23 protein-coding genes and 1 pseudogene are annotated in these 24,411 nt (G+C 61.9%); 11 read left to right on the top strand and 13 right to left on the bottom strand.

What is annotated here, in order from left to right:
- Nucleotides 1-9 precede the first annotated feature (9 nt).
- Complete coding sequence (locus QMK17_RS17400) at nucleotides 10-591, bottom strand: MauE/DoxX family redox-associated membrane protein (RefSeq protein ID WP_283510535.1); 582 nt, start codon at nucleotides 589-591, stop codon at nucleotides 10-12.
- Nucleotides 592-919: 328 nt separating this feature from the next.
- Between QMK17_RS17400 and QMK17_RS17395 the strand changes: the two genes are divergently transcribed.
- The 4 genes from QMK17_RS17395 (at nucleotide 920) to QMK17_RS17380 (ending at nucleotide 4,699) form a co-directional block, all read left to right on the top strand.
- Nucleotides 920-2,419: an APC family permease gene (locus QMK17_RS17395; RefSeq protein ID WP_283510534.1), complete on the top strand. Its 1,500-nt coding sequence runs from the start codon at nucleotides 920-922 to the stop codon at nucleotides 2,417-2,419.
- Nucleotides 2,420-2,424: 5 nt separating this feature from the next.
- Nucleotides 2,425-3,207 carry an IclR family transcriptional regulator gene (locus QMK17_RS17390; protein ID WP_283510533.1) on the top strand — a complete coding sequence of 261 codons (783 nt, stop codon included), beginning with the start codon at nucleotides 2,425-2,427 and terminating at the stop codon, nucleotides 3,205-3,207.
- 140 nt (nucleotides 3,208-3,347) lie between these two features.
- Nucleotides 3,348-3,632, top strand: coding sequence for a hypothetical protein (locus QMK17_RS17385; protein ID WP_283510532.1), 285 nt, complete (start codon nucleotides 3,348-3,350; stop codon nucleotides 3,630-3,632).
- Nucleotides 3,629-4,699, top strand: coding sequence for a hypothetical protein (locus QMK17_RS17380; RefSeq protein ID WP_283510531.1), 1,071 nt, complete (start codon nucleotides 3,629-3,631; stop codon nucleotides 4,697-4,699). The genes QMK17_RS17385 and QMK17_RS17380 overlap by 4 nt, the downstream gene beginning before the upstream one ends.
- A gap of 79 nt (nucleotides 4,700-4,778) precedes the next feature.
- On the opposite strand, the gene QMK17_RS17375 is transcribed toward QMK17_RS17380, so the two are convergent.
- Together QMK17_RS17375 and QMK17_RS17370 are read right to left on the bottom strand one after the other, a co-directional pair.
- Nucleotides 4,779-5,066, bottom strand: coding sequence for a hypothetical protein (locus tag QMK17_RS17375; RefSeq protein WP_283510530.1), 288 nt, complete (start codon nucleotides 5,064-5,066; stop codon nucleotides 4,779-4,781).
- A gap of 14 nt (nucleotides 5,067-5,080) precedes the next feature.
- Nucleotides 5,081-6,787 (bottom strand): sodium:solute symporter family protein, encoded by a 1,707-nt coding sequence (locus tag QMK17_RS17370; protein ID WP_442972786.1) that lies wholly within the window; start codon nucleotides 6,785-6,787, stop codon nucleotides 5,081-5,083.
- Between the two features lie 169 nt (nucleotides 6,788-6,956).
- On the opposite strand from QMK17_RS17370, the gene QMK17_RS17365 reads away from it, so the two are divergent.
- From QMK17_RS17365 to QMK17_RS17350, 4 genes are all read left to right on the top strand, one after another.
- Nucleotides 6,957-7,739: a DeoR/GlpR family DNA-binding transcription regulator gene (locus QMK17_RS17365; protein ID WP_283510529.1), complete on the top strand. Its 783-nt coding sequence runs from the start codon at nucleotides 6,957-6,959 to the stop codon at nucleotides 7,737-7,739.
- Entirely contained in the window at nucleotides 7,736-8,821 is a 1,086-nt protein-coding gene (gene galT, locus QMK17_RS17360) for a galactose-1-phosphate uridylyltransferase (RefSeq protein WP_283510528.1), read from the top strand. The genes QMK17_RS17365 and galT overlap by 4 nt, the downstream gene beginning before the upstream one ends.
- Nucleotides 8,818-9,906 (top strand): galactokinase, encoded by a 1,089-nt coding sequence (galK, locus tag QMK17_RS17355; RefSeq protein WP_283510527.1) that lies wholly within the window; start codon nucleotides 8,818-8,820, stop codon nucleotides 9,904-9,906. The genes galT and galK overlap by 4 nt, the downstream gene beginning before the upstream one ends.
- A 1,571-nt stretch (nucleotides 9,907-11,477) precedes the next feature.
- Entirely contained in the window at nucleotides 11,478-12,221 is a 744-nt protein-coding gene (locus QMK17_RS17350) for a helicase-associated domain-containing protein (protein WP_283510563.1), read from the top strand.
- Here the strand turns inward: QMK17_RS17350 and QMK17_RS17345 are convergent.
- Nucleotides 12,218-12,880: a hypothetical protein gene (locus QMK17_RS17345; RefSeq protein WP_283510526.1), complete on the bottom strand. Its 663-nt coding sequence runs from the start codon at nucleotides 12,878-12,880 to the stop codon at nucleotides 12,218-12,220. The genes QMK17_RS17350 and QMK17_RS17345 overlap by 4 nt on opposite strands.
- A gap of 149 nt (nucleotides 12,881-13,029) precedes the next feature.
- Between QMK17_RS17345 and QMK17_RS17340 the strand changes: the two genes are divergently transcribed.
- On the top strand, nucleotides 13,030-14,304 hold the full coding sequence (locus tag QMK17_RS17340) for an Nramp family divalent metal transporter (protein ID WP_283510525.1): 1,275 nt from the start codon (nucleotides 13,030-13,032) through the stop codon (nucleotides 14,302-14,304).
- 3 nt (nucleotides 14,305-14,307) lie between these two features.
- On the opposite strand, the gene QMK17_RS17335 is transcribed toward QMK17_RS17340, so the two are convergent.
- Nucleotides 14,308-15,336 (bottom strand): MDR family NADP-dependent oxidoreductase, encoded by a 1,029-nt coding sequence (locus tag QMK17_RS17335; protein ID WP_283510524.1) that lies wholly within the window; start codon nucleotides 15,334-15,336, stop codon nucleotides 14,308-14,310.
- A 142-nt stretch (nucleotides 15,337-15,478) separates the two neighbouring features.
- On the bottom strand, nucleotides 15,479-16,855 hold the full coding sequence (locus QMK17_RS17330) for an NAD-dependent succinate-semialdehyde dehydrogenase (protein WP_283510523.1): 1,377 nt from the start codon (nucleotides 16,853-16,855) through the stop codon (nucleotides 15,479-15,481).
- A gap of 209 nt (nucleotides 16,856-17,064) precedes the next feature.
- On the opposite strand from QMK17_RS17330, the gene QMK17_RS17325 reads away from it, so the two are divergent.
- A complete protein-coding gene (locus tag QMK17_RS17325; protein ID WP_283510522.1) occupies nucleotides 17,065-18,330 on the top strand; it encodes a DUF4185 domain-containing protein in 1,266 nt (421 codons plus the stop codon).
- A 119-nt stretch (nucleotides 18,331-18,449) separates the two neighbouring features.
- Here QMK17_RS17325 and QMK17_RS17320 read toward each other — a convergent pair whose 3' ends face one another.
- The 3 genes and pseudogenes from QMK17_RS17320 to QMK17_RS17310 form a co-directional block, all read right to left on the bottom strand.
- The gene (locus QMK17_RS17320) at nucleotides 18,450-18,701 is read right to left on the bottom strand and encodes a DUF3253 domain-containing protein (RefSeq protein ID WP_283510562.1); all 252 of its coding nucleotides are present in this window, start codon (nucleotides 18,699-18,701) and stop codon (nucleotides 18,450-18,452) included.
- Between the two features lie 15 nt (nucleotides 18,702-18,716).
- Nucleotides 18,717-18,845 (bottom strand): annotated as a pseudogene (locus QMK17_RS17315) (DUF2256 domain-containing protein); the annotation flags it as partial.
- A gap of 20 nt (nucleotides 18,846-18,865) precedes the next feature.
- Nucleotides 18,866-19,483, bottom strand: a complete 618-nt coding sequence (locus tag QMK17_RS17310) for a TetR/AcrR family transcriptional regulator (RefSeq protein ID WP_283510521.1) — start codon at nucleotides 19,481-19,483, stop codon at nucleotides 18,866-18,868.
- Nucleotides 19,484-19,568: 85 nt separating this feature from the next.
- On the opposite strand from QMK17_RS17310, the gene QMK17_RS17305 reads away from it, so the two are divergent.
- Nucleotides 19,569-20,921 (top strand): cytochrome P450, encoded by a 1,353-nt coding sequence (locus QMK17_RS17305; RefSeq protein WP_283510520.1) that lies wholly within the window; start codon nucleotides 19,569-19,571, stop codon nucleotides 20,919-20,921.
- Here QMK17_RS17305 and QMK17_RS17300 read toward each other — a convergent pair.
- The 4 genes from QMK17_RS17300 to QMK17_RS17285 are packed head-to-tail and all read right to left on the bottom strand — an operon-like array spanning nucleotide 20,918 to nucleotide 24,406.
- A complete protein-coding gene (locus tag QMK17_RS17300; RefSeq protein WP_283510519.1) occupies nucleotides 20,918-21,787 on the bottom strand; it encodes an alpha/beta hydrolase in 870 nt (289 codons plus the stop codon). The genes QMK17_RS17305 and QMK17_RS17300 overlap by 4 nt on opposite strands.
- Nucleotides 21,788-21,826: 39 nt before the next feature.
- Nucleotides 21,827-22,123: an antibiotic biosynthesis monooxygenase family protein gene (locus QMK17_RS17295; protein ID WP_283510518.1), complete on the bottom strand. Its 297-nt coding sequence runs from the start codon at nucleotides 22,121-22,123 to the stop codon at nucleotides 21,827-21,829.
- A gap of 34 nt (nucleotides 22,124-22,157) precedes the next feature.
- Entirely contained in the window at nucleotides 22,158-23,075 is a 918-nt protein-coding gene (locus QMK17_RS17290; protein WP_283510517.1) for a TauD/TfdA dioxygenase family protein, read from the bottom strand.
- 2 nt (nucleotides 23,076-23,077) lie between these two features.
- Nucleotides 23,078-24,406, bottom strand: coding sequence for an LLM class flavin-dependent oxidoreductase (locus tag QMK17_RS17285; protein WP_283510516.1), 1,329 nt, complete (start codon nucleotides 24,404-24,406; stop codon nucleotides 23,078-23,080).
- Between the last annotated feature and the right edge of the window lie 5 nt (nucleotides 24,407-24,411).

The following is a 24,411-nucleotide window of genomic DNA, read 5'->3' as shown; positions in this document are numbered from 1 at the left end:
GAAAGTAATTCAGTAGCGGCTGATGTACGAGACGGCACGCATCTCGGTGGCGGCGTTGCTCAGGTACTGGTCGATAGGACGTCGTCCGAAGGACATGACCGAGCGCGCATAGACACCGACACACACGACGGTGACTGCGAGGAGTCCGATTGCAGCGCCGCCGATTCGCTCGAACGTCCCCATCGCCGGGGTGAACGTCACAGCGATACCGGCCGCGGCGAGCGCAGCGGCCCTGGCAGAGTGCCACCAACCGATATGTCCGACCTCGTCCGACCCGCCGCCGAATGCGAAGCAGCCGCAATCGAGGTCGTTCCGCCCTCGGATCAGATTGATCGACAGGCCGGCAAAGAACGCGACGAACAGGCAGGCGGCGAGGGTGCCTGACGCAACGGGAGCGATTCCGAGAACGAGGGCGGTGCCGATCACGATCTCGATCCAGGGCAGGAGGGCGCCGGCGACCGGCGCCACACCGTCGGGAAGCAGTTTGTAGCCACGGACGACACGCGCCATCCGATCGCGGTCACGTACCTTGGGTATTCCGGCTACCAACAGCACCGCGCCGACTGCACTCGAAAGAGCTGCGAAGAGCATCGTTTGCCCTCACCTTCGTATCTGCCTGAGAACCTCCCGAGGTATTCGAGTGGTCTGCGGCAAATCATGCGAGGCGGATGCGTCGAGCGGGCTTCTCCGACGTTACGTACTCGGCGATCTCGTGTGGTCACATCGATGGAGTATCCGCGCTGGCCAGCGGCATGAGCACGGCGGCGAAGTGGTCCCCGTCACAGTGTGGACAACGTCGAAACGCGATTTTGACGGCAGGATTCTCACTTGAAGTGCGCACGGGCGTCATCGACGAAACATCGGCGCAACCGGGCAGTCGTACATTTCCCTGACCGGATCACTCGTCACCAGGATGCCCATGAATACAAGCGCACTCGCGGCCGCTCTACAGAAGGCAGCACTTACCGAACGTCCGACCGACGTTGTCCGATCACCACTGAGTGCGCTCGGCCGCAAGCAGTTGACGCCGTTCGACCTCGTCGGTCAGTCGATGTCGACCATGGCACCCGCGACATGCATGGTTTTCATCGCGCTGTGGATGTCCTCGAAGAGTGGAGGCGCCGGGGGAATGCTGGCGATCATCGGTGCCACCGTCGTCATGGCTTTCGTGGCGCTGTGCATCCGCCAGTTCACGTGCAGACTGGCGGCGTCCGGATCGCTCTACAGCTTCGTTGCCCACGGGTTGGGCAAGCGTGCCACGCTGACCGCCGGGGCGGCGTTGCTGGTCGGCTACTTCGGGGTGTCGATTTCCGTCCTGTCGAACTCGGGTGCCAACTTGGTGAAGGTCGGCAACCAAGCCGGACTACCCCTCGGGGCAGGCGCCTCGGTTGTCGGGTGTGTCAGCGTTGCGCTCGGGGTTGCCTTGATCGCGGTGAGGGGAGTACGTGTCGCCGCGCGCACCATAGTGGTCATCGAAGTGTGCACGATCGTCTTGATCTCGGTGCTGATGCTTCGCGCGCCCGTCGAAGTGAGTGTCGATTCTTCGCCTGCGTCTGCTCCGATCGGGTTCGTACTCTTTCTCGCGATGCAAACTGTGTTGAGCTTGGCGGGTTTCGAAAGCGCGGCATTCTTCGGCCCCGAGGCGCGAAAACCACTGCGGTCCGTAACATCCACCATCCTGGTGACGCCGATGCTCGTCGGCACTCTGTACGTCTTCGCAGGCTGGGCGGGCATGAGTGGACACGCAGGCGTCTTGATCAACGCATACTTCGGCGGCACGGAGACGGGTTCGAGCATGTTGCTCGTGCTGGCAGTGAATATCGGAGTCTGTTCGTCCTGGATCGCATCGACGCTCGGTTTCGCGCAAGCGGGCTCGCGCCTACTGTTTTCGATGAGCCTGGAACGCGTGATTCCTGGATTCTTCGAGCGCGTGCACCCGCGCTTTCGTTCGCCGTACGCGGCTGTTGGTCTGTTCGTGGGGGCGTCGCTGTTGGGATCTTTGTGGCACGATCCCGACCACGCTCTCGTAAATTACGACGTCGTAGTCGAAATAGCGTTGATTCTCGGCTACACCATGGTGGCGGTGGCGGCGCTGCGCTTCCTCGACCGCATCGGTGAACACACCGTGTTCACCCGCGCGAGTGGACTTCTCGCGGCCGCTGCCGGGACCGGACTGCTGACTTTTGCGGTGATCGACACCGCGCGATCGGGTGCGTGGCTCTATCTCGTATGGTGCGTGGCTCTCGCGGCGTCCGGATCAGTGTGGTTCCTGGTGCTCAATCGATATCGTCCCCGCAGCATCGACGCGATCGGGTTGTTCGACAGCGTCGAAACCGAGGACCTGCTGCCCGGGGCATCTTCGTTGAGAATCGACGACGACGGCAAACCGGTACTCACTGCGATCTCCCGCCGGCGGTAACCGTGGTGACCGAACGACACGACGCGCGCCGGGGAGGGGCGGGGCGGGCTGGATCGGGGACAGGGTTCGGGGGACAACAGCCGAAGGCTGTCCAAAAGGCGTTGGCGATGTTGGAAGCGGTGGCCTACCTGGGTGCCGGAGTGACAGCCAAACAGATTGCCGCGCATACGCAGGTCCCGCCGGCCACTGCATATCGCATGCTCAATTACTTGGTCGCCGACGGATTTCTGGCGCGCACTCCCGATCTTTCCGGGTTCGCTCTGGGTCGTCGGACATCCGAACTTGCCTATGCGGCGTCGGGATCCGAGCCGATCAGGGCCGTCTCCCAGGTCCTCGACTCCATGCGAGCAGAGACTCGACACGGTCTGTACGTGACGTCATTTCGCGACGGGACCGTTCGAATCGTCGACACCGATCCGGATCATGAGGTGGTGTCCGCGTCGACGATTTCACGCAATCCCCACGCGCACGCTGTCGGTAAATTGATGCTTGCCTACCATTCACGACGCCTCGATGAACTGGATCTTCGGTCCGTGACAGCCCACACCTTGGTCGACGGGTTGGCTCTGCACGCAGAAATTGCGCGAATTCTTGCGTCCGAGCTCTCGTTCGAGAACGAGGAGTCACGCATCGGCCGCGCCGCACTGGCGGTACCCATTCGGGAGGCTGGTTCGGACGTAGTCGGCGGGCTCTGCCTACAGGGTGTTGCCGGCCGTGTGTCACCCGGCAACGTCGACCTTGTCGAATTCCTTCGCAGTGGCGCAGAGGAACTGCGTGGTTTGATCTGAGGTCAGCGGCTCAGGGGACCCAGCTTTGGTTCGCCGATGGAAGCACAGTGTCGATGGAACCGATCGGCCACTCGGTGCGTCCAATCGATTATGAAGCCACATATGCGCGCAGCAGTAAGACTGTCCGATGGTGTTGTGGGGTGACGATCTACGTGGACGCCGCAGCGCTCGAACAAGTTTCGGGATCACTGACTCGATCTGCATCGGAGTTGGAGGGGATGGGCGAGACAATTCCTGCCGCACCCGACGCCGGAATCGGCATCGGTCCGATCATGGCGATACTTGCCCGCCTGCTCGCGAACGTCGGTGAGCTTGCCGACGGACTCCGCGACGCCGGGACAGCCGTCGAGCAGGCAAATTCTTCGTACCGGGACCAGGATTCCGAGACCGCCGATCAGCTCACCCTGCAACAGTGGGGGCAATGACGATGGGAATCGACACCAGAATCGACGGCACTCCGGAAGACGTAGGATTCGTCGCCGACTGGGTGGCCACTTCGGTCTCTCCGCGGATACAGGACTGTGCCGAGAAGCTCTACGGGAGCAGGAATACTGCCGATGCAGGCTGGGATGGTCCTGCGAGCGATGTATTCGTGGACAGGGCAACGACAACGGCGTCGGAGGTGGATTCGTTCGCGCGGGTTGTCGAGGGGTGCGCATCCGCTTTGCGAGAGGCCGCCGATGCCCTCGCTGAAGCTCGTAGTGCAATGGAGTCCGCGAGGCAGGACGCCGCCGATGCCGGTCTGCTCGTCATGAAAGATGCTATTGCCGAACCGATTCTGGATGAGCATCGACCGGCGTATCGGGCAGCCGAGACGGCGGTGGCGGGTGCGCGCGAGCTCGAGCGGATCTACGCCGAGCGGTTGAGAAACATCGCCGACGGCTTGATGTCGCATTGGTTCTTCGTGGCGACAAACATGATCGCTGGCGGTGGGGCGGCCGCTGCGAGGGCCTATGCCAGCTCTCTGCTGGCAAAGGCCGATGATCTCAGCAGTCGCGGTACCGCGTTGATGGAAGCGGCTCTCCACGCCGGGCCGCAAACCCCCGCCAGATTGGTGTACCGGGATTGGGATCTGGGGAATGTGATGGTCCGCAGCGGAGAGGAGTTGGTCGACGCGGCCGAGGATCTGACGAAGAGGACCCATCTAGTGCCCGCTCGGTTGGGTGGCGCATTGGCGGCAGCTGAAATTGGATACGACATCTACTCGGGTACGCCCGTTGGGCAGGCTGTCGCGTCGGGTGCCGCAGGTCTCGGAGCATCCGTCGCTACCGGTGCTCTCATCGGCACGTTCGCCGGCGGCCCGGTAGGGACGGTCGTGGGCGCTGGAGCGGGCGCCGTCGCCGGGATCTATGCCTCGGGGGTGGTGGACGGGTACTTCGAAGACGGTTTCGACGGGTGGACGGACACGGCAACCGACGGCGTCGACGCCATCGTGGACACCGGAGTAGCCGTCGCGGACTTGGCCGTTGGTGCGTGGCGTGAGGTTTTCTGACCTGTCGCCCAGTCGGCGTAGCGCCGTGAGTGGGAATCCGTAACGAGCCGGAAATCCCACTCACGGGCATCGGATTCGCCTAGTCCGTCGCTTCGCCCACAACCGCGGGACGCATGATTGCCCAGCCGCCGAAGATGAGGGCGATGGCCAGCATGGCCAGACCGACCCAGAGGTTGGCGCTGGTCCCGACGCTCATGTCGACGACGTTGTTCGCCGGCGACGAGTGAGTCTTGTTTCCGAAGACCGATGGAAAAAGACCCGCCAAGGTAAGGAGGATTCCGTAGATACCGAGTAGTGCGCCGATGACCGATCGGATGTCGAAGAGTCGGGCGACCAACCCGGGGTTCTGCTTTTCGGGAGTTGTCATGACAGTGATCCTTCTCAGTGAAAGACGATATTGAGGACGACGACGAGGCCCAACGCGAAGCTCGCCAACGGAACTGGACGTCGATACCACGGGTTGGTCGCGTCCTCTGGATCGGTGAACATCTCGCGCGGGGTCTCCGAGTAGACGAAGCCGACGAGTTCGCTCGCGGGCTTCGGTTGCGTGACCATGCTGACTCCGATGCTCACCGCGATGTCGACGACGAACGCGGCCGAAGCTGCCACGAACGGCATACCCTGACCTGGCAGATCGATCACGCCCACTTTCGAGAGAACGAACACGAATACTGCTGCGCCGGTGCCGGACACAAGCCCGATCCATCCTGCAGCCGGGGTCATCTTCTTCCAGAACATACCGAGGATGAAGGTCGCGAACAGGGGAGCGTTGAAGAACCCGAACAGGGTCTGCAGGTAGTCCATCAGGTTCGAGTAGCCCGACGCGATGAGAGCAGTGAAGATCGCGAGGATGGTAGCCGCCACGGTCGCGACACGTCCCACGGTGATGTAGTACGTGTCTTCACGGTCTTTGACGATGTACTGCTGCCACAAGTCGTAGCTGAAGACGGTGTTGAACGCGGAGATGTTCGCTGCCATGCCCGCCATGAACGCGGCCATCAGCCCGGCGATCGCGACGCCGAGCAGCCCGTTGGGAAGGATGTCGCGCATCATCAGCAGCATGGCGTCGTTGTACGTGATGTCGCCGGTGCCGGTCTCTTTGAGGTTGATCATATCGCCGATGGCTGATGCGGCGATCATGCCGGGAACGACGACTACGAAGGGCACCAACATCTTCGGGATTGCGCCGATGATCGGAGCGCGCCGCGCAGCGGACATCGAGCTCGACGCCATTGCGCGCTGAACCTCGACGAAGTTCGTCGTCCAGTAGCCGAAGGACAGCACGAAGCCGAGGCCGAACACGATGCCGATGACGGACAGCACTGGCGAATCGAACCCACTGAGCGCCTGCCCGGGCCAGGACGAGAGCTGTTCGCCTGCCGATGCCGTGACGTTGCCGTCGGTGACCGTCGGGACCACTTTTTCCTTGAGCCCAGACCAACCGCCGACCTTGACCAGGCCGATGATCGTCAACGGAACCAGCGCAGCGAGGATGACGAAGAACTGCAGAACCTCGTTGTAGATGGCTGCCGACAGACCGCCGAGGACGGTGTAGGTCAAAACGATGGCCGCCGCGACGATGAGCGAGAGCCAGAGCGACCATCCGAGTAGTACCTTCACGACTGTCGCGAGCAGGAAGAGGTTCACTCCTGCAATCAATATCTGTGCGACGGCGAAGCTGATGGCATTGACGAGGTGCGCTTTGGTGTCGAACCGTTTGCGCATGAACTCGGGAACGCTTCGTACCTTCGAGCCGTAGTAGAACGGCATCATCACGATGCCGAGGAACAGCATCGCGGGAATTGCGCCGATCCAGTAGTAATGCATCGTTGCGAGTCCGAGTTGGGCGCCGTTGGCGGACATTCCCATGATCTCGACGGCGCCTAGGTTTGCGGATACGAACGCGATTCCGGTGACCCACGCCGGTAGGCGACGGCCGGAGAGGAAGAAGTCGAGGCTGGTCGACAATTGCCGACGAGCCACGTATCCGATCCCGAGAACGAACACGAAATATACGGCAATGAGTACGTAGTCCAGCGCGTTCGTATTGAACGAAAGCACGCCTTCCGCCGCAAGAGTCGACGTCACGCGTCAACCTCCCCTGGTTGAGTGAGCTGGCTCACTGGTGTGAGCAATGTGAACACAAAGTAACAGGTTCAAACAAAGAGGTACATCCGATCCCGCATTTCTGCCCGATTCTGTTTGGTAATGTTCGTTTGGTCCCGGCCTGCGAGCCCCGAATCAGAGGTAGGTGCCGATGCTGGCAGCCGAGCGGCATGCAAAGATCACCGCTGCGCTTCGCAGCGACGGTGCCGTCAAAGTGGTCGAACTGGCCGAATTTCTCGAGGTCTCCGAGATGACGATCCGTCGAGATCTCGACGTGCTCGACGAAAGTGAAGTCCTCCGGAAAGTCCACGGCGGCGCCATTGCGCGTGGCAACCGCGGCGTCGAACCGCCGTCGACGGCCAAAGCGGCTCGCCAGCATGCCGAGAAGGTCGCCATCGGTCGCGCAGCGCTCGGTGCAGTCGAGGACGGTATGACGATCGCGGTCAGTGCAGGCACCACGACGCTGGAGCTGGCGCGGCTGCTGCGCGGGCGCTCGTCGATCACCGTCGTCACCAACTCGATCTCCATTTTTCAGGAACTGACGGGTGATCCGGACGAACCCAACCCGATCGTCTACCTGACCGGCGGATCACGGACACCGTCGGACGCCCTCGTCGGACCGATCGCGAATTCGGCCCTCGATTCGTTTCGGGTGGACGCAGTCTTTCTCGGAGTGCACGGGTTCGACATCGAATCAGGTTTGACCACACCGAATATCGCCGAGGCCGAGACGAACCGTCGACTGATCGCGACGGGACGACGCCTGTTCGTGTTGGCCGACAACACCAAGTATCGCGAGGTCGGGACGAATGTTTTCGGCCGGATGTCGGACATCGACACCCTTGTCGTCGACGACGGACTCCACGCATCCGATCGCGCCGCCCTCGCTCCGCACCTCGAGAACATCGTCATAGCCGATACGGAGAAGGAATGACAACGCAGCACCCAGTGCGCAGCGAACTAGCAGACGGACGCGAGATCCTGTTTTTCTCGTTGCCCGGCAACACCGCGCAACCTGTCCCCGATGTGCGTCCGTTGGCGCCGCGGCCTGCGAGCACCCAGTCGGAAGTGCGCCGCGATCGGCAGACCGGTGACTGGGTGGCCATCGCTGCGCTTCGCCAGGACCGCACGTACAAACCGCCGGCCGACCAATGCCCACTGTGTCCGTCTTCGGCAGGGGATCGAAGTGAAGTACCAGCGCAGGATTACGACGTCGTCGTCTTCGAGAACCGGTTTCCCAGTCTGTCTCACGCAGGCGAAAGCGCCGAGGATCTCGATCCGGCGGCGCTCTCGGCTCCGGGAGTCGGCCGGTGCGAGGTCATCTGTTTTTCGAGCAACCACACGGCGTCGTTCGCGGAGCTCGAGCCCGCCCACGCGAGACTCGTCGTCGACGTATGGCGAGCGCGCACCGGAGCACTCCTGGCATTGCCGGGGGTGGAGCAGGTCTTCTGTTTCGAGAACCGCGGTGAAGAGATCGGCGTGACGCTCTCTCATCCCCACGGCCAGATCTACGGATATCCGTACCTGACGCCGCGAACCACGTCGATGCTGCGGCAAGCGCAAGAATTCTACGATAACGAAGGGCGAAACTTGTTCGCGGACATTCTATCCCACGAGATCGTCGACGGTAGAAGGATCCTGGTTTCGAATGAGCACTTCACAGCGTTCGTTCCGTTCGCCGCGCGGTGGCCCGTGGAAGTGCACATCTACCCGAATCGGCACGTTCACAATCTGACGGAATTGACCGAGGATGAACTCGACGGGTTGTCATCGATCTATCTCGACGTGCTCGGTAGGTTCGACCGCCTGTATCCGACTCCGTTGCCGTATATCTCGGCGCTGCACCAGTACCGACCTGACGGCGCACAGGCACAGGGCTACTTCCACATCGAGCTGATGTCGGTGCGCAGATCGGAGACGAAGTTGAAGTATCTCGCGGGCTCGGAGTCTGCGATGGATGCGTTCGTCACCGATGTGACTCCGGAGCAGATCGCTGATCGGTTGAAAGCGCTGTGAACACATTTGTGGCGCAGGCCCCCGGTCGGATCAACCTTATCGGCGAACACACCGATTACAATCTCGGCTTCTCGATGCCCATCGCGCTGGAGGAGAGAACAACCGTCCGGTTCTCGCCGGACGGTTCGGATCGAATCACGCTGCGTAGCAACGAGAAAGGCGGCGGAATCTCGTTTGCTCTCACTGCTCGACCCGGTGACGTCGACGGCTGGTCGGCGTACCCGGCCGGTGTGGTCTGGGCTCTGGCCGGTTCGGGTCACCCGGTAGTCGGCGGCACGATGGAGGTGAGCAGTGGGGTTCCGATCGGTGCGGGGTTGTCGTCCTCGGCTGCCCTCGAATGTGCGGTACTGCTGGCGATGAACGCCGCTACCGATACCAACCTCGATCGTATCGATGTTGCCCGTATCGCTCAGCGTGGCGAGAACGACTTCGTCGGCGCGCCCACTGGACTGATGGACCAGCTGGCGTCGTTGCACGGCGAGGTCGATAGGGCATTGCTCATCGATTTCGACGACTCATCGGTTCGTCCGGTGGTATTCGATCCGGCCGCGAACGGGCTCGCGCTGCTGGTGGTCAATTCCAATGCTGCGCATCAGCACTCGACGGGAGAGTATGCATCTCGTCGGGAGTCCTGCACCAGGGCCGCCCACGCCCTTGGGCTTGGTTCACTGCGCCGGGCCCAGGGTGTAGAGGGGGTTCTGGATCGCATCGAGGACGAGGTGGACCGTCGGCGAGCCCGTCATATTCTGACCGAGAATCAGCGCGTCCTCGACTGTGCCGCCGCGATGTCGGCCGGTGATTTCCGACGAGTCGGCGACCTGATGATTCGGTCTCATGCCTCGATGCGGGACGACTTCGAGATCACCACGCCCCACATCGATCTCATCGCTGAATCACTCGTCGAGCACGGTGCGCTCGGTGCGAGGATGACGGGCGGAGGTTTCGGTGGTTGCGTGATCTCCGTGGTGCCGGTCGCCGACGTCTCCGCAGTCAGCGATGCCGTCACTCGTGATATCGCTGACGGCGGTTTCCCGGCGCCAACGGTGTTCACTGCTCGGGCAGGTGCCGGTGCGTCCGTGAAGTGAACAGCCCGCTGAGGAGTCGATAGCATTGCGCGCATGATCAGCGCTGCCGCGAAAGCCGTCCGAGAACGACTCGGGTCGTCGAGCGCCGCGGAGTTGGCAGTCATTCTTCGCCGCCGCGAGGTTACGGAGGTGCCGTGGCCGTCGGACCTCGATGAGCTGGCCGAGCGCCTCACCGACGTCTCCTCGGTGTCCGAGGCATACCGACGGCTGCCGCTGCCCTCGATCGAGGTGTTGAGTGCGGTGGAGCTGTGTGGACGGTTGGGTGAACCAGCCACCCTCGACGCGGTATGCCGTGTGCTCGACGGCGCCGAACGCTCGGAAGTGATAGCCATCGTCCGGGATCTCGCGGAACTGCAATTGGCGTGGCTGTCGGAAGACGTGATCGTGCCGGTCGAGAAGTTTCCGATCTACGGTCGTTCGTATGGGGTGAGTATCGAGCAGTTTTTCGATGCCGCGGCCCTGGCGGTTCTGCGGCCCATGAGCACCAAACTGGGATTGCGAGCCGACGGGCCGAAGGCCGAGGTGGTCGGACGACTACGCAGCGTCATCGCACACCCGGCGGAGATCCGAGCGCTCGTGGCATCAGCACCGGAGGACGAACAAAGACTGCTCTTACGCGCTGCCCAAACGGATTCGAATCTTTATCCGCACCCGGTGTACCTCACCGCCACGTCGCTGGGGGCGTGGTCCGTGCAGCGAGGATTGGCCATGCAGCTCGCCAACGGGCCGGTCTCGATATCGTTCGAGGTGACGCTGGCTCTGCTCGGTCCCGACTGGACTCTGCCGTTCCATCGATCAGCGCCGGAGTATGGCACCGGTCCGGTGTCCACCGGACACGTCGAGTCGGAAGCCGCGACCCGCCTGGTGCGCATTGTCGAGCTCGTGTCGAACATCATCGACGCCGCACGGGCTACGCCGGTCGTACTTCTGAAATCCGGGACCGTCGGCGTGCGTACGATCAAGGGTTTCGCCAAGGACTTTCATGCGGAATCCGAGGATATTCAGATGGCGCTCGAGCTGGCGAATATGGCGGATCTCCTCCACGTTCAATCTCCACCTCCGCCGAAGGGCCGCCGGAAAACACCCACTGGCCCGTCAACGCTCGTTCCCGCCGACACCGCGGCGACCTGGCAGGCGTCGGACGGGGGAGCGCGAGGTGCGTCGCTTCTGCAGACATGGTGGGACAGTCACTACGGGTTTCTCGCGACGTACAACGAGATCACCGACGAATCGCGCGGGATCTCACCCCGCGCGTTCCGCAGCGCAGTCATACGTGCGCACCAAAAGCTGGCCGAAGGAACGGGTTTCGTCGACGAAGCCGGAGTGGAGTGCATGCTCGAGTGGGCTTGCCCATGCTTGCAGGTCGGGGCCAGGCGTGACCTGCTCGCGTTGGCGCTTCGTGAAGCAACCCTCATGGGGGTGCTGGCTCTGGGGGCAACGACACCTCTGGCGCACGCGCTGATCGAAGGAGATGTGTACCCTGCCGCAACACAGTTGATGTCGAGCGCGCATACCCGCGCGACCATCGGCGCGGACTCGACCGCGATCGTGTCGGTCCGCCGGAGGCTGCGCTGGCACGATTCTTCGACAGCGTTGCCGACCGTGAATCGGCCGGTGCCGCAACGACGTGGAGGTTCGACCGGGCGAGTGTGCGGCGTGGATTCGACAATGGACTGTCCGCCGCCGAAGTGCTCTCCGATCTATCGAAATTCTCGACATCCGATGTGCCCCAAGCATTGACATACCTCGTGAACGACGTGGCGCGGACCCACGGATCGATCAGCGTCGTCGCAGTCTCGTGCGTAGTGTTGGTAGACGACGAAGCGCTCGTGGCCGAGATTCACGCGAACCGCCGAGCAAGCAAGCTGGGCGCGATGATTCTCGCCACCACGGTTCTCGGGTTCACTGCCTCGCCGAGCGAAACCATGGCGACTCTTCGCGATGCGGGTTACAGTCCGGTGCAACGTGATTCAGATGGCCAGTTTTCAGTGGCACGCATATCCGTTGCGGACGACGTCGATGTCTCGCCGCCGTACCACGTGGAGCACGAAGCGCCCTTCGCGCTGCGCGCCGAACATCTGCTGAGCGCTACGCCGCCGACGTCTACACGGGGCGCACTTGTCGATCTGGTTGGCGGCGATTCCCATCCGTCTCATCGGTACACGTTCGCGAGGGGTCTGCGATGTGTTGTGGCATACCGCGGTCGGGTGTTCGTCGCGCACAGTGCGAGCAAGCGTGGCGAGATGATCCAGGTGTGGAACGCCACCGATGGCCGGTACGAAATGCTGGTCCCGTCAGATATTCGGGTCGTCTAGCCTTTCTGTTCGCTGTCGTCCAGCTCGGAGTCTCGGAGCTGCCGGTACGCCTCGGCTACCAGGTCACTTGCGAGGTCTTCGCTGTGATCGGCCACATCAGGTCGTTCTGCCATCAACGTCGAGTTGAGTGAGTACGCAAGGTCGTCGAACAGATCGTCGCCGATTCCGAAGTCGACCTCGGAGTCGTCGGTGAGCAGTGCCCCCAGATCGATCCTCCACGACCACACATCGTGTGAAGCGTAGATCCCCTTTGCTGCAGTGACGACATCTGTCGCTATGTCCAACTGCGAACCCGAATAATCCTCGGACAGTGCGGTGTTGACGGTCATCTCCAGCTCGATCGAGTCGTCCTCGTCGTTGGTGAACTCGGTGACGAAGAGGGTCTCCAGAGCTCCGCACGTGAGGGTGAGCAGTCGACGCTCGTTCGGCGGAGCGTCCGTCGAGGGTAGAGCTTCCACTGCCCAATGATGACGCTGTGTGTTGGCTGGATCGGAGATCGTTGTGTTGATGTAGTCCGCAACGATGCTACGAATGTCGGTGTACGCGATGTGCTCGGACAGTGTCCAGAAGTTCGCTCGGTCTTTCGGTGCCGAGCCGGTGAGAAGTGTCGTGCGCTGTGCTCGGTCGCTTGGAAACGCGGGATTGCTCGTGGACGCCATGACTGTCGATCTAACTACAGGTCGCCCGCGGTAGCCCCATTCGGCCCGACCACCAGGCGTGTTTCGACGGGCGCGTCCGATATCCGTTCGTCTGCCGCTGTGCAAGAGTGAGACGGATCACGCAAAACGGACAGCGCTAGGAGAAATCGATGACCGAACACCGCGGCGACTCGGTAGCAGAGTCGACGGCGCCACCGAAGTGGAAGGTCGTCGGGCCTGGATTGGTGGTCGCGGCAACCGGAATCGGTGCGGCAGACTTGGTCGCGACACTGGTGGCAGGCTCGAAGTACGGCTACGCCCTGCTGTGGGTGGTGATCATCGGCGTAATCATGAAAGTCGTGCTCGTCGAAGGCGCCGGTCGCTACACACTTGCTTCCGGCAACACGATCTTCCAAGGTTGGCGCACGCTCGGGAAATGGACGAGCGTCTACTTCGCCCCGTACATCGTGATCTGGGGTTTCGTTTACGGGGCCGCCGCGATGTCGTCGAGTGCGCTGCCCATCGTCGCGCTGTTTCCGTCCCTGGACCTCAAAGTCGTAGCGATCGCGTCGGGAATCCTCGGGTTCGCGTTGATCTGGTTCGGCAGCTACGGCTTCTTCGAGAAGATCATCACCGTGTTCGTGGGCATCATGTTCGTGACGGTGATCGGTGCGGCGGCGGTGGCGGTTCCGAACGTTCCCGCCCTCGTCAAAGGGATCGTGCCCACCATTCCCGACGGTTCGATCGTCTACGTTCTCGGCTTGGCCGGCGGTGTCGGCGGCACCATCACGCTTGCTGCCTACGGCTATTGGCTACGCGAGAAAGGTTGGATCACACCGAAATTCATGAAGGTCATGCGCATCGACAACGCGATGGCATACGTCATCTCCGGTGTGTTCGTGCTGGCAATGCTGATCGTCGGAGCGGAATTGCTGTACTCGGCACAGATTGCCATCAGTACCGGCGACAAGGGCCTGATCCAGTTGGCAGATGTGCTCACCGACCGGTACGGCGTGCTCTTCGGTCATGTCTTTCTGATCGGATTCTGGGCCGCATCGTTCTCGTCGTTGATCGGAGTCTGGAACGGTGTCAGTCTGATGTTCGCCGATTTCGTCGGCAACATCAAAGGGTTGGAGCAGGGACACGACGACACGAGAGTGGGGGGCAAGTACTTCAAATGGTACGTCGCGTGGCTGACGTTCCCGCCGATGTGCCTGCTCTGGCTCGACCAACCCATCGGGCTCGTCCTCGCCTACGGCGTGCTGGGTGCGATCTTCATGCCGTTCCTCGCCGTGACCCTGCTGCGGCTTCTCAATTCGGATCGTGTTCCCCGTCGGTGGCGTAACGGCTGGTTCACCAACCTCACGCTCGGGGCGTGTGCATTCCTGTTCGCGTGGCTCGCCGTCGATCAGGTGTATGACGTGCTGGACAAATACGTGTTCTGAGTGTCAGTGCGCACGGTGTTCCAGTTCGAGTGCGACATTTCCTCGGTATCGACCAGCGACCAGATTCCGTAACGCCTGCGGGGCGTCCGTGATCGGTCCGCGCAGGAGCGTCTGCGGAAAAACGAGTGTCCCTTCCGCCAACCACCGATCGAAGTGGACTGACCACGATTCGATTTGCTCCGCTGTGTGATAGGTCGCGAACGGAAAGATGCTGAGATTTTTCGTGATCGCCGTCATGAGGTTCAGACGTGGCCACGCATCGCGATCTTTTGAAATCTGGCTGGACATGGCGCCGCACAACGCAAATCGTGCACCGGGATTGGCCACCTGCACTGCAGCTTCGAACTGATCTCCGCCGACGTTGTCGAAAAAGACATCGATTCCGTCGGGAGCCGCGGTCGAGAGTTGGTCCACTACATCACCATTGCGATAATTGAAAGCCTCATCGAAGTGAAGCTCCTCGATGAGGTAGCGAACTTTTTCGTCGGTACCTGCACTTCCGATCACAGCGGTAGCCCCACGGATTTTCGCGATCTGGCCGGCAAGGGACCCGACGCCTCCCGCGGCACCGGACACGTAGACGACATCACCCTTTCCGGCCTTCACGACGTCGACCATGCCGTGATACGCAGTTATCCCGTGGTTGAGGTAGAACGCCGGGCTCGGCACGATATCGCGGTCGAGCTTGGTAAGTCGTTGTGCCGCAACGACCTGGTGGTCGCTCCATCCGGCTATGGTGAGGACGAGGTCACCGCGGACGTACGACGGCGATCGGGATGCGATGACCGTACCAACTGCTGCGCCGCCTACGGTGTCGCCGACCGCGTAGGGCGGCACCGGAATCTCGGCGTCGGCGCGCATGAGATCGGTGAATGCTGCGGTGATCTGAACGAAGTCGATGCGAACCAGTACCTCGTCCAGCTCGATCGGTGAGATCGAACCGGTTTGCTGTGTGAACTGGGTGTCCTGAACCGAGTCGACGAGGTGTTCGGCCAGGGCAATCCGTGTGTAGTGGGACGGTGCAGTGCTCATGGGAGATCCCTTCGCAGAAGATGTCGATGTCGTGCACACCGATGGTCTCTGCGAATGCGGTCAGCCAGTGTCCTCGATGCCGGCCGAGCGAGAAGAAACGGCCGGGTCGAAGATCGACCCGGCCGCCAATGTTGTTGTGCGCTTACTTTTTGGAGACTCGCACGAGCTTCTTGTTGACGAACTCGTCCATGCCCCACGGTCCGAGCTCGCGGCCGACACCGGAACGTTTGACGCCACCGAAGGGCAGGCCGGGGAGCGTCGTGCCGTGTTCGTTGACGAATGCCATTCCCACATCGAGCTGTTCGGCCACGGTCTTCGCGTTGTCGAGATCGGTGCTCCACACCGATCCGCTGAGGCCAAAGGCAGAGTTGTTAGCCAGTGCGATGGCCTCCTCGGCGTCCTTGACCTTGTAGACGACACCTGCCGGACCGAACAGTTCTTCGGCGTAGGCGCGCATGTCAGGCGTGACGTCGGCGAGGAGAGTGGGCTCGACGTACGCTCCCGGGCCGTCGACCTTCTTACCTCCGGTGAGGAGCGTTGCGCCCTTGGACACGGCGTCGTCGATCTGTTCGATGAGATTGTCGGCGGCTGTCTGCGAGGACAAAGGGCCGAGACTGGTCTTCTCGTCGAGCGGGTCGCCGGTCTTGGTCGCCGCGAACGACGCGGTCAGCTTGCCGACGAACTCGTCGTAGTACTGCTCGGTGACGAGAATTCGCTTGGCGGCGTTACATGCTTGGCCTGCGTTCGAGAGCCTGGCCCGCGTGGCGGACTCGACCGTCGCATCCATGTCGTCGGTATCGAGAACGATGAACACATCCGAGCCGCCGAGTTCCAACACGACCTTCTTGAGGTTGCGTCCAGCAGTCTCGGCGACGCTGGTGCCCGCTCGCTCGCTGCCGGTGAGCGAGACGCCCTGGACGCGTGGATCGGCAATCATGTCTGCGATCTGCTCGTTCGTGGCGAAGATGTTGATGTAAGCATCGGCCGGGAGGCCGGCCTGCTGGAAGATCTCTTCCATCAGCAACGCAGACTGCGGACAGTTCGGTGCATGCTTCAGCAGAATTGTGTTGCCCAGCATCAGGTTCGGTGCGGCGAATCGCGCGACCTGGTAGTACGGGAAGTTCCACGGCATCACGCCGATGAGCGCACCGATTGGTTTACGTTGCAGAACAGACTCTTCCGCACCGGGCACGTCGAGGCGCTCTTCCTCCAGTAGCGCTGGCCCTTGGTCGGCGTAGTACTGGTAGATCGACGACGAAAGCTGAACTTCGCCGAGGGCCTCCGTCAAGGGCTTGCCCATTTCGATCGAAATGCTCCGAGCAAGTTCGTCGGCGCGCTCGGTGTACAGGTCGGCGACTCGCCGAAGGGTGTCGGCGCGATGCCCGGGTGAGGTGGCGCGCCATGTCTGGTATCCGGCGTGCGCCGAAGCAAGTGCGCGTTCGACGCCCGGTGTATCGAGAGTCTCGAACTCCTTCACGGTTGTGCCGTTGGCAGGATTGACACTCTTGTAGATAGTCATAACTTGTTCAACAGTCGGCGAGGCGCCCGTTGTTCCTAGTGACGGAAAATCGATGCATCGCCGCTAATCTCATTGCTGTAATTCTGACAATGTGCGATTTGTCAAGCATCGACATGCCCTCATTTGTTGCGCAAGGCGAGCATTTACGCAACACTCACCTCATCAGTCTCATGAGTAACACGAGTCACACGGGTCGATGGGGGACGTCTATGCGTGCACGGAGTCGGCAAATAGCGGTAGGGGCCGTTCTTGCTCTGGTGGCGAGTGGGCTCGGCGTTCTGTCGGCACCGACCGTGAGCGCCGAGCCGTGTGGAGGCATTGGCGGGCCCGGGTCCTCGCCGCTGCTCGGATCCTCCGGCAGCGCAGGCGGGGGACCGGAAAAGAATCCACGCGGACCGCAGGGGGCTCTTCCGTCGATCACCGGCAATACCTCGTCGGTTGCGTGGGTCACCGGTCCACTCAGCCAGAACAGCACCTATGACCGTTTCGGAATCTCGGGTACCGACCTCGGAATCAGCTGGGACAACGGCAAGGGTCAGACGCTGATGGCGTTCGGTGACACGTTCGGAAACTGCTCCGCATCCGGCGCCCAATGGCGCAGCAATGTTCTCATGCGGTCCGGCGACAAGAACCTGGCCGACGGCATCACTGTCACCGACGGAGTGCCCGGAGACTCGAATTCGGGTGCCGTGGTTCAGGCCGCAACGCCGAAGTTCGCAAGCGAAGTGGTGCCGAGTCTCGGTCTCGCAGGAGTCGAGGACACCGTCATTCCCACGGCGGCAATCGCAATCGGCGACACGCAGTACATGAACTACATGTCGGTTCGGCAGTGGGGCACCCCCGGTCGCTGGGTCACCAACTTCTCGGCGATCGCGACCTCCGCGGACAACGGCCAGACCTGGACGACCGCACCGCAGACGATCCGGGTGAACACAGGCATCACTATCGAGGGCTTGCCCCAGGTCGAGGAAAGCAACGGCAAGTACCAGATGAACGCGTATGCGAAAGGCCAGGGCGAGGATGACTTCATCTACCAGTTCGGTACGCCCAACGGCCGTTTCGGAGCCGCGTTCGTTGCGAGAGTGAAGCCGGCGGATATCCTCGATCTGGGCGCGTACGAATATTCCACGCAGGATCCAGCCAAGCCGTGGTCGAAGAACGTCGCCGACTCGGTGTCCACGGTCACCGAGCCTGTCAGCGAATTGTCCGTCGCCTGGAACGATCACCTGAAGCGCTATGTCATGTTGTACGGCAACGAGATCGATCGAACAATCTTGGCTCGGACGTCTTTGAAGCCCGAAGGTCCATGGAGCGCGCCGACGACACTGCTGAACGCACGCCAGGCCGCCGGCGGAATCTATGCCCCGTACATCCACCCGGTGACGAGCGGAAACGAACTGTACTTCACCGCATCTCGGTGGTCCGACTACAACGTGCTGTTGCTCAAAACGAACCTGGATGCACTCCCACGCTGACCTGCCCGTGCGTGTTCGGTAACACCCGGACGTACCAATTCGCTCACGGGCGCTGACCTCCCCGTGCGTGTTTGGGTACAGCCGGACGTACCAAAGCGCTCACGGGCGCGCAGCGCACGTCAGCGCTTCCATCGAATCCTGATAGGGCCTTTCGCAGTCGACGGTTCGACCACCGAGCCCTTCTGCGTGATCTCCACTTCGCCCGCGTCGACGAGGCGTCGGGCTGCCCGCCTGACCGGTTCCATCAAATCTCGCCAACCATCGTCGGACATTGCGCGGGCCACGTCGGACGGACAGATGGTCGAGTCGCGGGATCGGGCGTCGAGCAACTCCTTGATCTTGGTCTCGAGTTGGTGATCCGACGCGCTCACCTTTTGCCGCCGACAGGTATCACTGCAGTACTTGACGTCATCCCAGCTCTTCTCCCACTTCTTGCGCCACTCGATGCGCCGGCCACAGGACGCGCAGGTCTTGTCGGTGGGGGTGGAGGTGCTCGACCTGCGTGCGTGGGCCACTCGGTCCACTGTAGCGGTGGTCAGCGATGCGCGGTGGAGACGAACTGCCGGGTGGCGGCGTCGACGATCTGCTTCGGTGTCACGTCGATCTCGTCGTTCAACCAGGCGACGACGAGTTCCGCGAGGCCTCCGATGAACAGAAGGCCATTGATCTCGGACTCCGGCTCCGGCCAGGCGTTGTCTCCATAGAGATCGTGGGCTTCGCCTGCTACCAGGCGCGCGAAGTCGCGCATCGATTCTCGTCGATGGGTGCGTAGCGAGTCGACAGCGTTGGATTCGATCATCGCGACCCGCCCCTTACGCGTGTCCTCGGTCAAGACTGCGACGAACGCGGAGATGGCATTTTCTACCTGTTGTTCGACGGTCGACGCGGGGGAGTGGAGTGCATCGAGAGCATCGGTTCGAATTTCGTTGGACACTGCGTCGACCACTTGCTGCAGCAGTTCATCTCTGCTGCCGAAGCTTTCATAGAAGTAGCGCTCGGTGAGTTTCGCCTGCGCGCAGATTGCCGTCACTGTAGCGCCCGAGGCTCCGCGGGCAGCGAAGACTTCGAGGCCTGCTTCGAGCAGTCGTGCACGACGATCGGATGCGCGGTCATCGGCGCTCATGCCCGCGTAGCGACGCGTCGTAGGTGTCATGGATAGATGTTGACAGATCGACCGGATGTGACGCACACTACTGTCAATCTGACAGGATCGCTTGTCAGATGAATGGAGGTTCGTGATGGCGAGAATTCTTGCTGCTCCACCTGCCGGTTCGCTACTCGAACCGGTGTCGGGAGACGGAGGGCTGCCGCTCGTCGGGCACACGCTCGAGTACATCCGGGATCCGCTCACATTGTTCCGGAGTCGCTGGGACACCTACGGCGACGTGTCGTGGTTGACCATGGCGGGACAGCGTTGGATCACGGTGCTCGGTCCAGACGCATGCCAAGAGGTTCTGCAGAACAAGGACAAGGCATTCGTCAACAGCGACGGGTGGTCGCTACTGATCGGTCCGTTCTTTCATGGCGGTCTCATGCTGCTTGACTCCGATGAGCACCTGCGTCATCGCCGAATCATGCAGCAGGCCTTCACTCGTGACCGGCTGTGCAAGTCGGTGGAGTCGTTGAATCCGGTTGTCTCGGCGGGTCTCGACGCGTGGGTGGCCGGCGAGAAATTCTGTGTGTACCCGGCGTTGAAAGCGCTCACGCTCGATGTTGCGACCAGTATTTTCATGGGCGGCGCCGAGGGGAGTACCGACGCGGAGATCGAAGGAATCAACGCCAGTTTCGTTGCCTGCGTCCAGGCGGCGACGTCGATCGTCCGGTACCGCCTGCCGGGGACGCGCTGGAAACGCGGCCTGGATGCCAGGGGTGTTCTCGAGAAGTTTTTCCGGCGCTACCTCCCGGCGCGGCGCGCCACCGAAACCGACGATCTCTTCTCAGTGCTGTGCCACATCGAATCCGATACCGGGCAACGCTTCACCGACGATGAAGTGATCGACCACATGATCTTTTTGCTCATGGCTGCTCACGACACCTCGACGATCACACTGTCGACGATGATGCAGTATCTCGGCCAACACCCGCAGTGGCGGGAAAGGTGCCGAGCCGAGTCGCGCGCGCTGGGTACGCGATCTCCGACTCTCGACCAGTTGGACGAACTCGGCAACCTCGATCTGGTGATGAAAGAGTGCTTGCGGCTGGTGTCACCGACACCGGTGGTGGCTCGGCGCGCGGTGAAAGATACCGAGGTGCAAGGAAAGTACGTCCCCGCGGGGACGTACGCCTCAGTTGCTCCGCACTTCACACACCACATGTCTCAGTACTGGCCGAATCCGGAAACATTCGATCCTGGACGGTTCGCTGCAGATCGCCGCGAGGACAAGATTCATCGTTATGCGTGGGAGCCGTTCGGGGGCGGTGTCCACAAGTGCATCGGGATGTTCTTCGCGGGCGCCGAGATCAAGACGATCATGCATCACGTGTTGTTGGACTTCGATTGGACGGTCGACCCCGATTACGTTGCACCGCTGAACTTCACGTCGCTTCCCTTCCCTGAGGACGGGCAGCCGGTGAATCTCCGACGACTCTAGCCCCGTCCAGCGTGTTCGGTCAGCCAACCGACGATGTCCGCGGTGACCTCGTCGCGATTGGTCTCGTTGAGGATTTCGTGGCGGGCGCCCGGGTAGATGTGAACGGTGACGTCGCTCAGCCCTGCCTCGCGGTAGCGGGATGCGAGAAGTTCGATGAGTTGACCGCCTCCGGCAAGGGGATCGTCGGAGCCCGACGCCAACAGCAGAGGAAGGTCGGAACGAATCTCACCGAGCTTGTGGGGGTCGGCGAGCTTGTCGGCCTCGGCGAAGAGTGCGGGAACGGTGGCCTGCGGTAGGTCGAAACCACACAGCGGATTGGCGACGTAGGCGTCGACCTCGGTCTCGTCTCGCGAGAGCCATTCGTAGCCGGTGCGGTTCTCGAAAGCACTGTTGAACACGCTGAGATCAGCGGCCGGAGAATCAGCCATCGCTGCTGCGGTCACGTCGATCGCGGTCGACCCCGACAGGACGACGCCTCCGTAAAGATCGGATCGTTCGATCAGGACATGCTGGGCCGCAAACGAACCCATCGAGTGGGCGAACAGGAACAGTGGCAGATCCGGGTAGTCCGAGAGCAGTGCCTCGCCGAGCTGTTCGATGTCGGCCCACAAGGCGGCGAAACCGCTCGGGCCCAAATCTCCCGGGGTCACGGTGATCGACTCACCGTGACCGCGGTGGTCGGAGGCGACGACATGGAATCCGGCATCGTTGAGCGCGCGGGCGAAGCGGGCGTATCGACTGCCGTGCTCGGCGAGGCCGTGTGCGATCTGGACGACGCCACGAGCGGGAGCCACCGGCGTGGGCCAGCTGGTCAGGTTGATCTCGAGGCTGTCCTGCTTCGATACGTACGACGATGCGTTGGGCACGAACTTCTCCTTCTGAGGGGTTGCCTTCGAAGGTAGCTCTCACGACTGAAGTACGGGCGTGAAATGTTCGACAACCGGAAATGGATCGTAAAAGTGGTGCAGCAACGCCTTCCACTGCAGGTACTCGCTGGACTGCCGGAACCCCTGCGTGTGGTCCTCTAGGGTCTCCCACTCGACCAGTAGCAAGTACGAATGTGGATTCTCGATCCCACGCGAGAGCCGCACGCTCAGGAACCCGGGCATCGACGAGATAATCGTCGACGCCTCCGCGAACGCCGTTTCGAACTCCGTAGCGCGGTCCGGGGTGACATCGAGCAGAGCGTGTTCGAGGATCATCGCCACAGTATCCCCCGATGGACCGAGCTTTGACTCAGCCCGGGTCGATCACCGAGTACCCCGAAGCATCGCCTGCGATCGAGCGGCTCGCGGCGCCGTCGACGCTGACGGGAATATCTCCTGCCAGGGTGATGCGCTCCAAGCGCCGATGTTGATCGCCGTAATCCGCGACGGCGTAGTGCTGGGTGGCACGGTTGTCCCAGATGGCAACGTCTCCAAGTTGCCAGGACCACCGAGTAGTGTTTTCCAGCTTGGTGACTCGATCCTGCAGCAAGGTGAAGAGCGTGGTTGATTCCTGCGATGACAAGCCCACGAAGTTCTTGATGAAGTGTCCGAGTACCAGTGTCTTCTCACCTGTGACCGGGTGAATTCGAACGACCGGATGTTCGGTCTCGAAGTAGGTGGACTGAAACTCTTTGCGGTACTCGGCAGTCTTGTCGTCGGCAATGCGTTCGGCGGACGTCGCTGCATAGTCGTAGACGTTCGTGTGTACTGCCCACAGCTTCTCGACGAGCGCCTTCAGCGACTCGGGGAGCGAGTTGTACGCCGCCGTCGACGACGCCCACACGGTGGTCCCGCCGTAGGCAGGCAATGCAACGGCACGCAGGATCGATGCTTTCGGGATGCGGTCGACGAACGTGACATCGGAGTGCCAGCTGTTGGCCTTGCCGTACTCGGAGTCGATGGCGAGCGTCTTCACACCGCGGGAGGTGACCGTGGGGTGGGGCGTCGTCGGAGTGCCGAGTAGCTCGGCGAACGAGTACTGGGCATCGTCGTCGAGGTGGTGCTGGCCCCGGAAGAAGATGACCTTGTGTTCGTGCAGCGCCGCGCGGATCTGTTCCACGACGGCGGAGTCGAGTCGGCCGCCGAGGCTGACACCGTCGATGCGCGCGCCGATGTGCTGGCCGAGCTTGGTCGTCGTGAACTGCTGGGTGGCGAAGGATGTCGACATGGTCAACCTCTCGGAGCAGTGATAGTGGATGGAAGGGACTCGAGGCCGTAGTGGCCGCGCAGCGTGGTTTCGGTGTATTCGGTTCGGAACAGTCCGCGCTGTTGAAGGATGGGCACGACATGGTCGACGAAGATGTCCAGGCCGCCAGGTAGATAGGGCGGCATGATGTTGAATCCGTCGGCTGCGCCGCCGTCGAACCACAGCTCGAGTTCGTCGGCGAGTTGCTCGGGCGTTCCGGCGAACGTGCGGTGCCCGCGTCCGCCGCCGAGCAAACCGATCAGCTGCCGCACGGTCAGGTCCTCGGTCTCGGCGAGGTTTTTCACCAGCTGATACCGGCTTTTGTTACCTCGAATCTGCTCGATGGGAGGTAACGGCGGTAGCGGTGAATCCAACGAGTGAGCGGTCAGGTCGGTGCCGAGCATCCACGACAGCTGTCGCAGTGAATACTCCGGAGAAATAAGATCCGTGAATTCTCTTTCGAGGGCGATCGCTTCGGCCTCGGTCGATGCCAGATACGGCACGATGCCGGGTAATACTTTGAGCTCGTCCGGTGCCCTGCCGAACTCCGCCAGGCGCGACTTCAACGTTTGGTAGAAGTGCTGCCCTTCGGCGAGGGTGCGCTGCGCGGTGAACACAGCTTCGGCGTACCGCGCTGCAAATGCCTGCCCACTCTCCGAGGATCCGGCCTGCACCAGCAGTGGGCGGCCCTGCACCGATCGTGGCGAGTTCAGTGGTCCACGTACCGAGAATCGAGGTCCTCGATGGTCGATTGCATGGACCTTGTCGCTGTCGGCGAAGACGCCCGAACCCTCGTCGAGAACCAGAGCGTCCTCGTCCCAGCTTGTCCACAACGCAGTGGTGATGTCGACGAATTCTGCGGCGCGGTCATAGCGTCCGGCATGATCGGGAACCTCGTCGTAGCCGAAGTTCGCGGCCTCGTCCACGCCCCCGGAGGTGACGATGTTCCACCCAGCGCGCCCGCCGCTGATGTGGTCGAGCGAAGTGAATTTCCTGGCGAGATTGAATGGTTCGTTGTAGCCCGTGGATGCTGTGGCGATCAATCCGACGCGGCTGGTCACGGCGGCCATCGCGGTGAGCAAGGTGATGGGTTCGAAGATCGCGGGCGCATTGTTGCGGATCCGTGGCCCCGTCGCCAGGGTGTCCGCGAAGAAGACCGAATCGAGTTTCCCTCGCTCGGCCAGTTGCGCGAGCCCCTGGAAGTGGGCCACGTCGAGCACGCGGGTTGCGTCCGTGCGTGGATGCCTCCACGCGGCCTCGTGATGTCCTACGCCCATCAAGAATGCGTTGAGGTGCAGTTGCTTTCGGGTCATGTGCT

The sequence above is a fragment of the Rhodococcus sp. G-MC3 genome, assembly GCF_030063335.1.
Taxonomy (GTDB): Bacteria; Actinomycetota; Actinomycetes; order Mycobacteriales; family Mycobacteriaceae; genus Rhodococcoides.
This window is presented reverse-complemented; position numbering and strand designations above follow the sequence as displayed.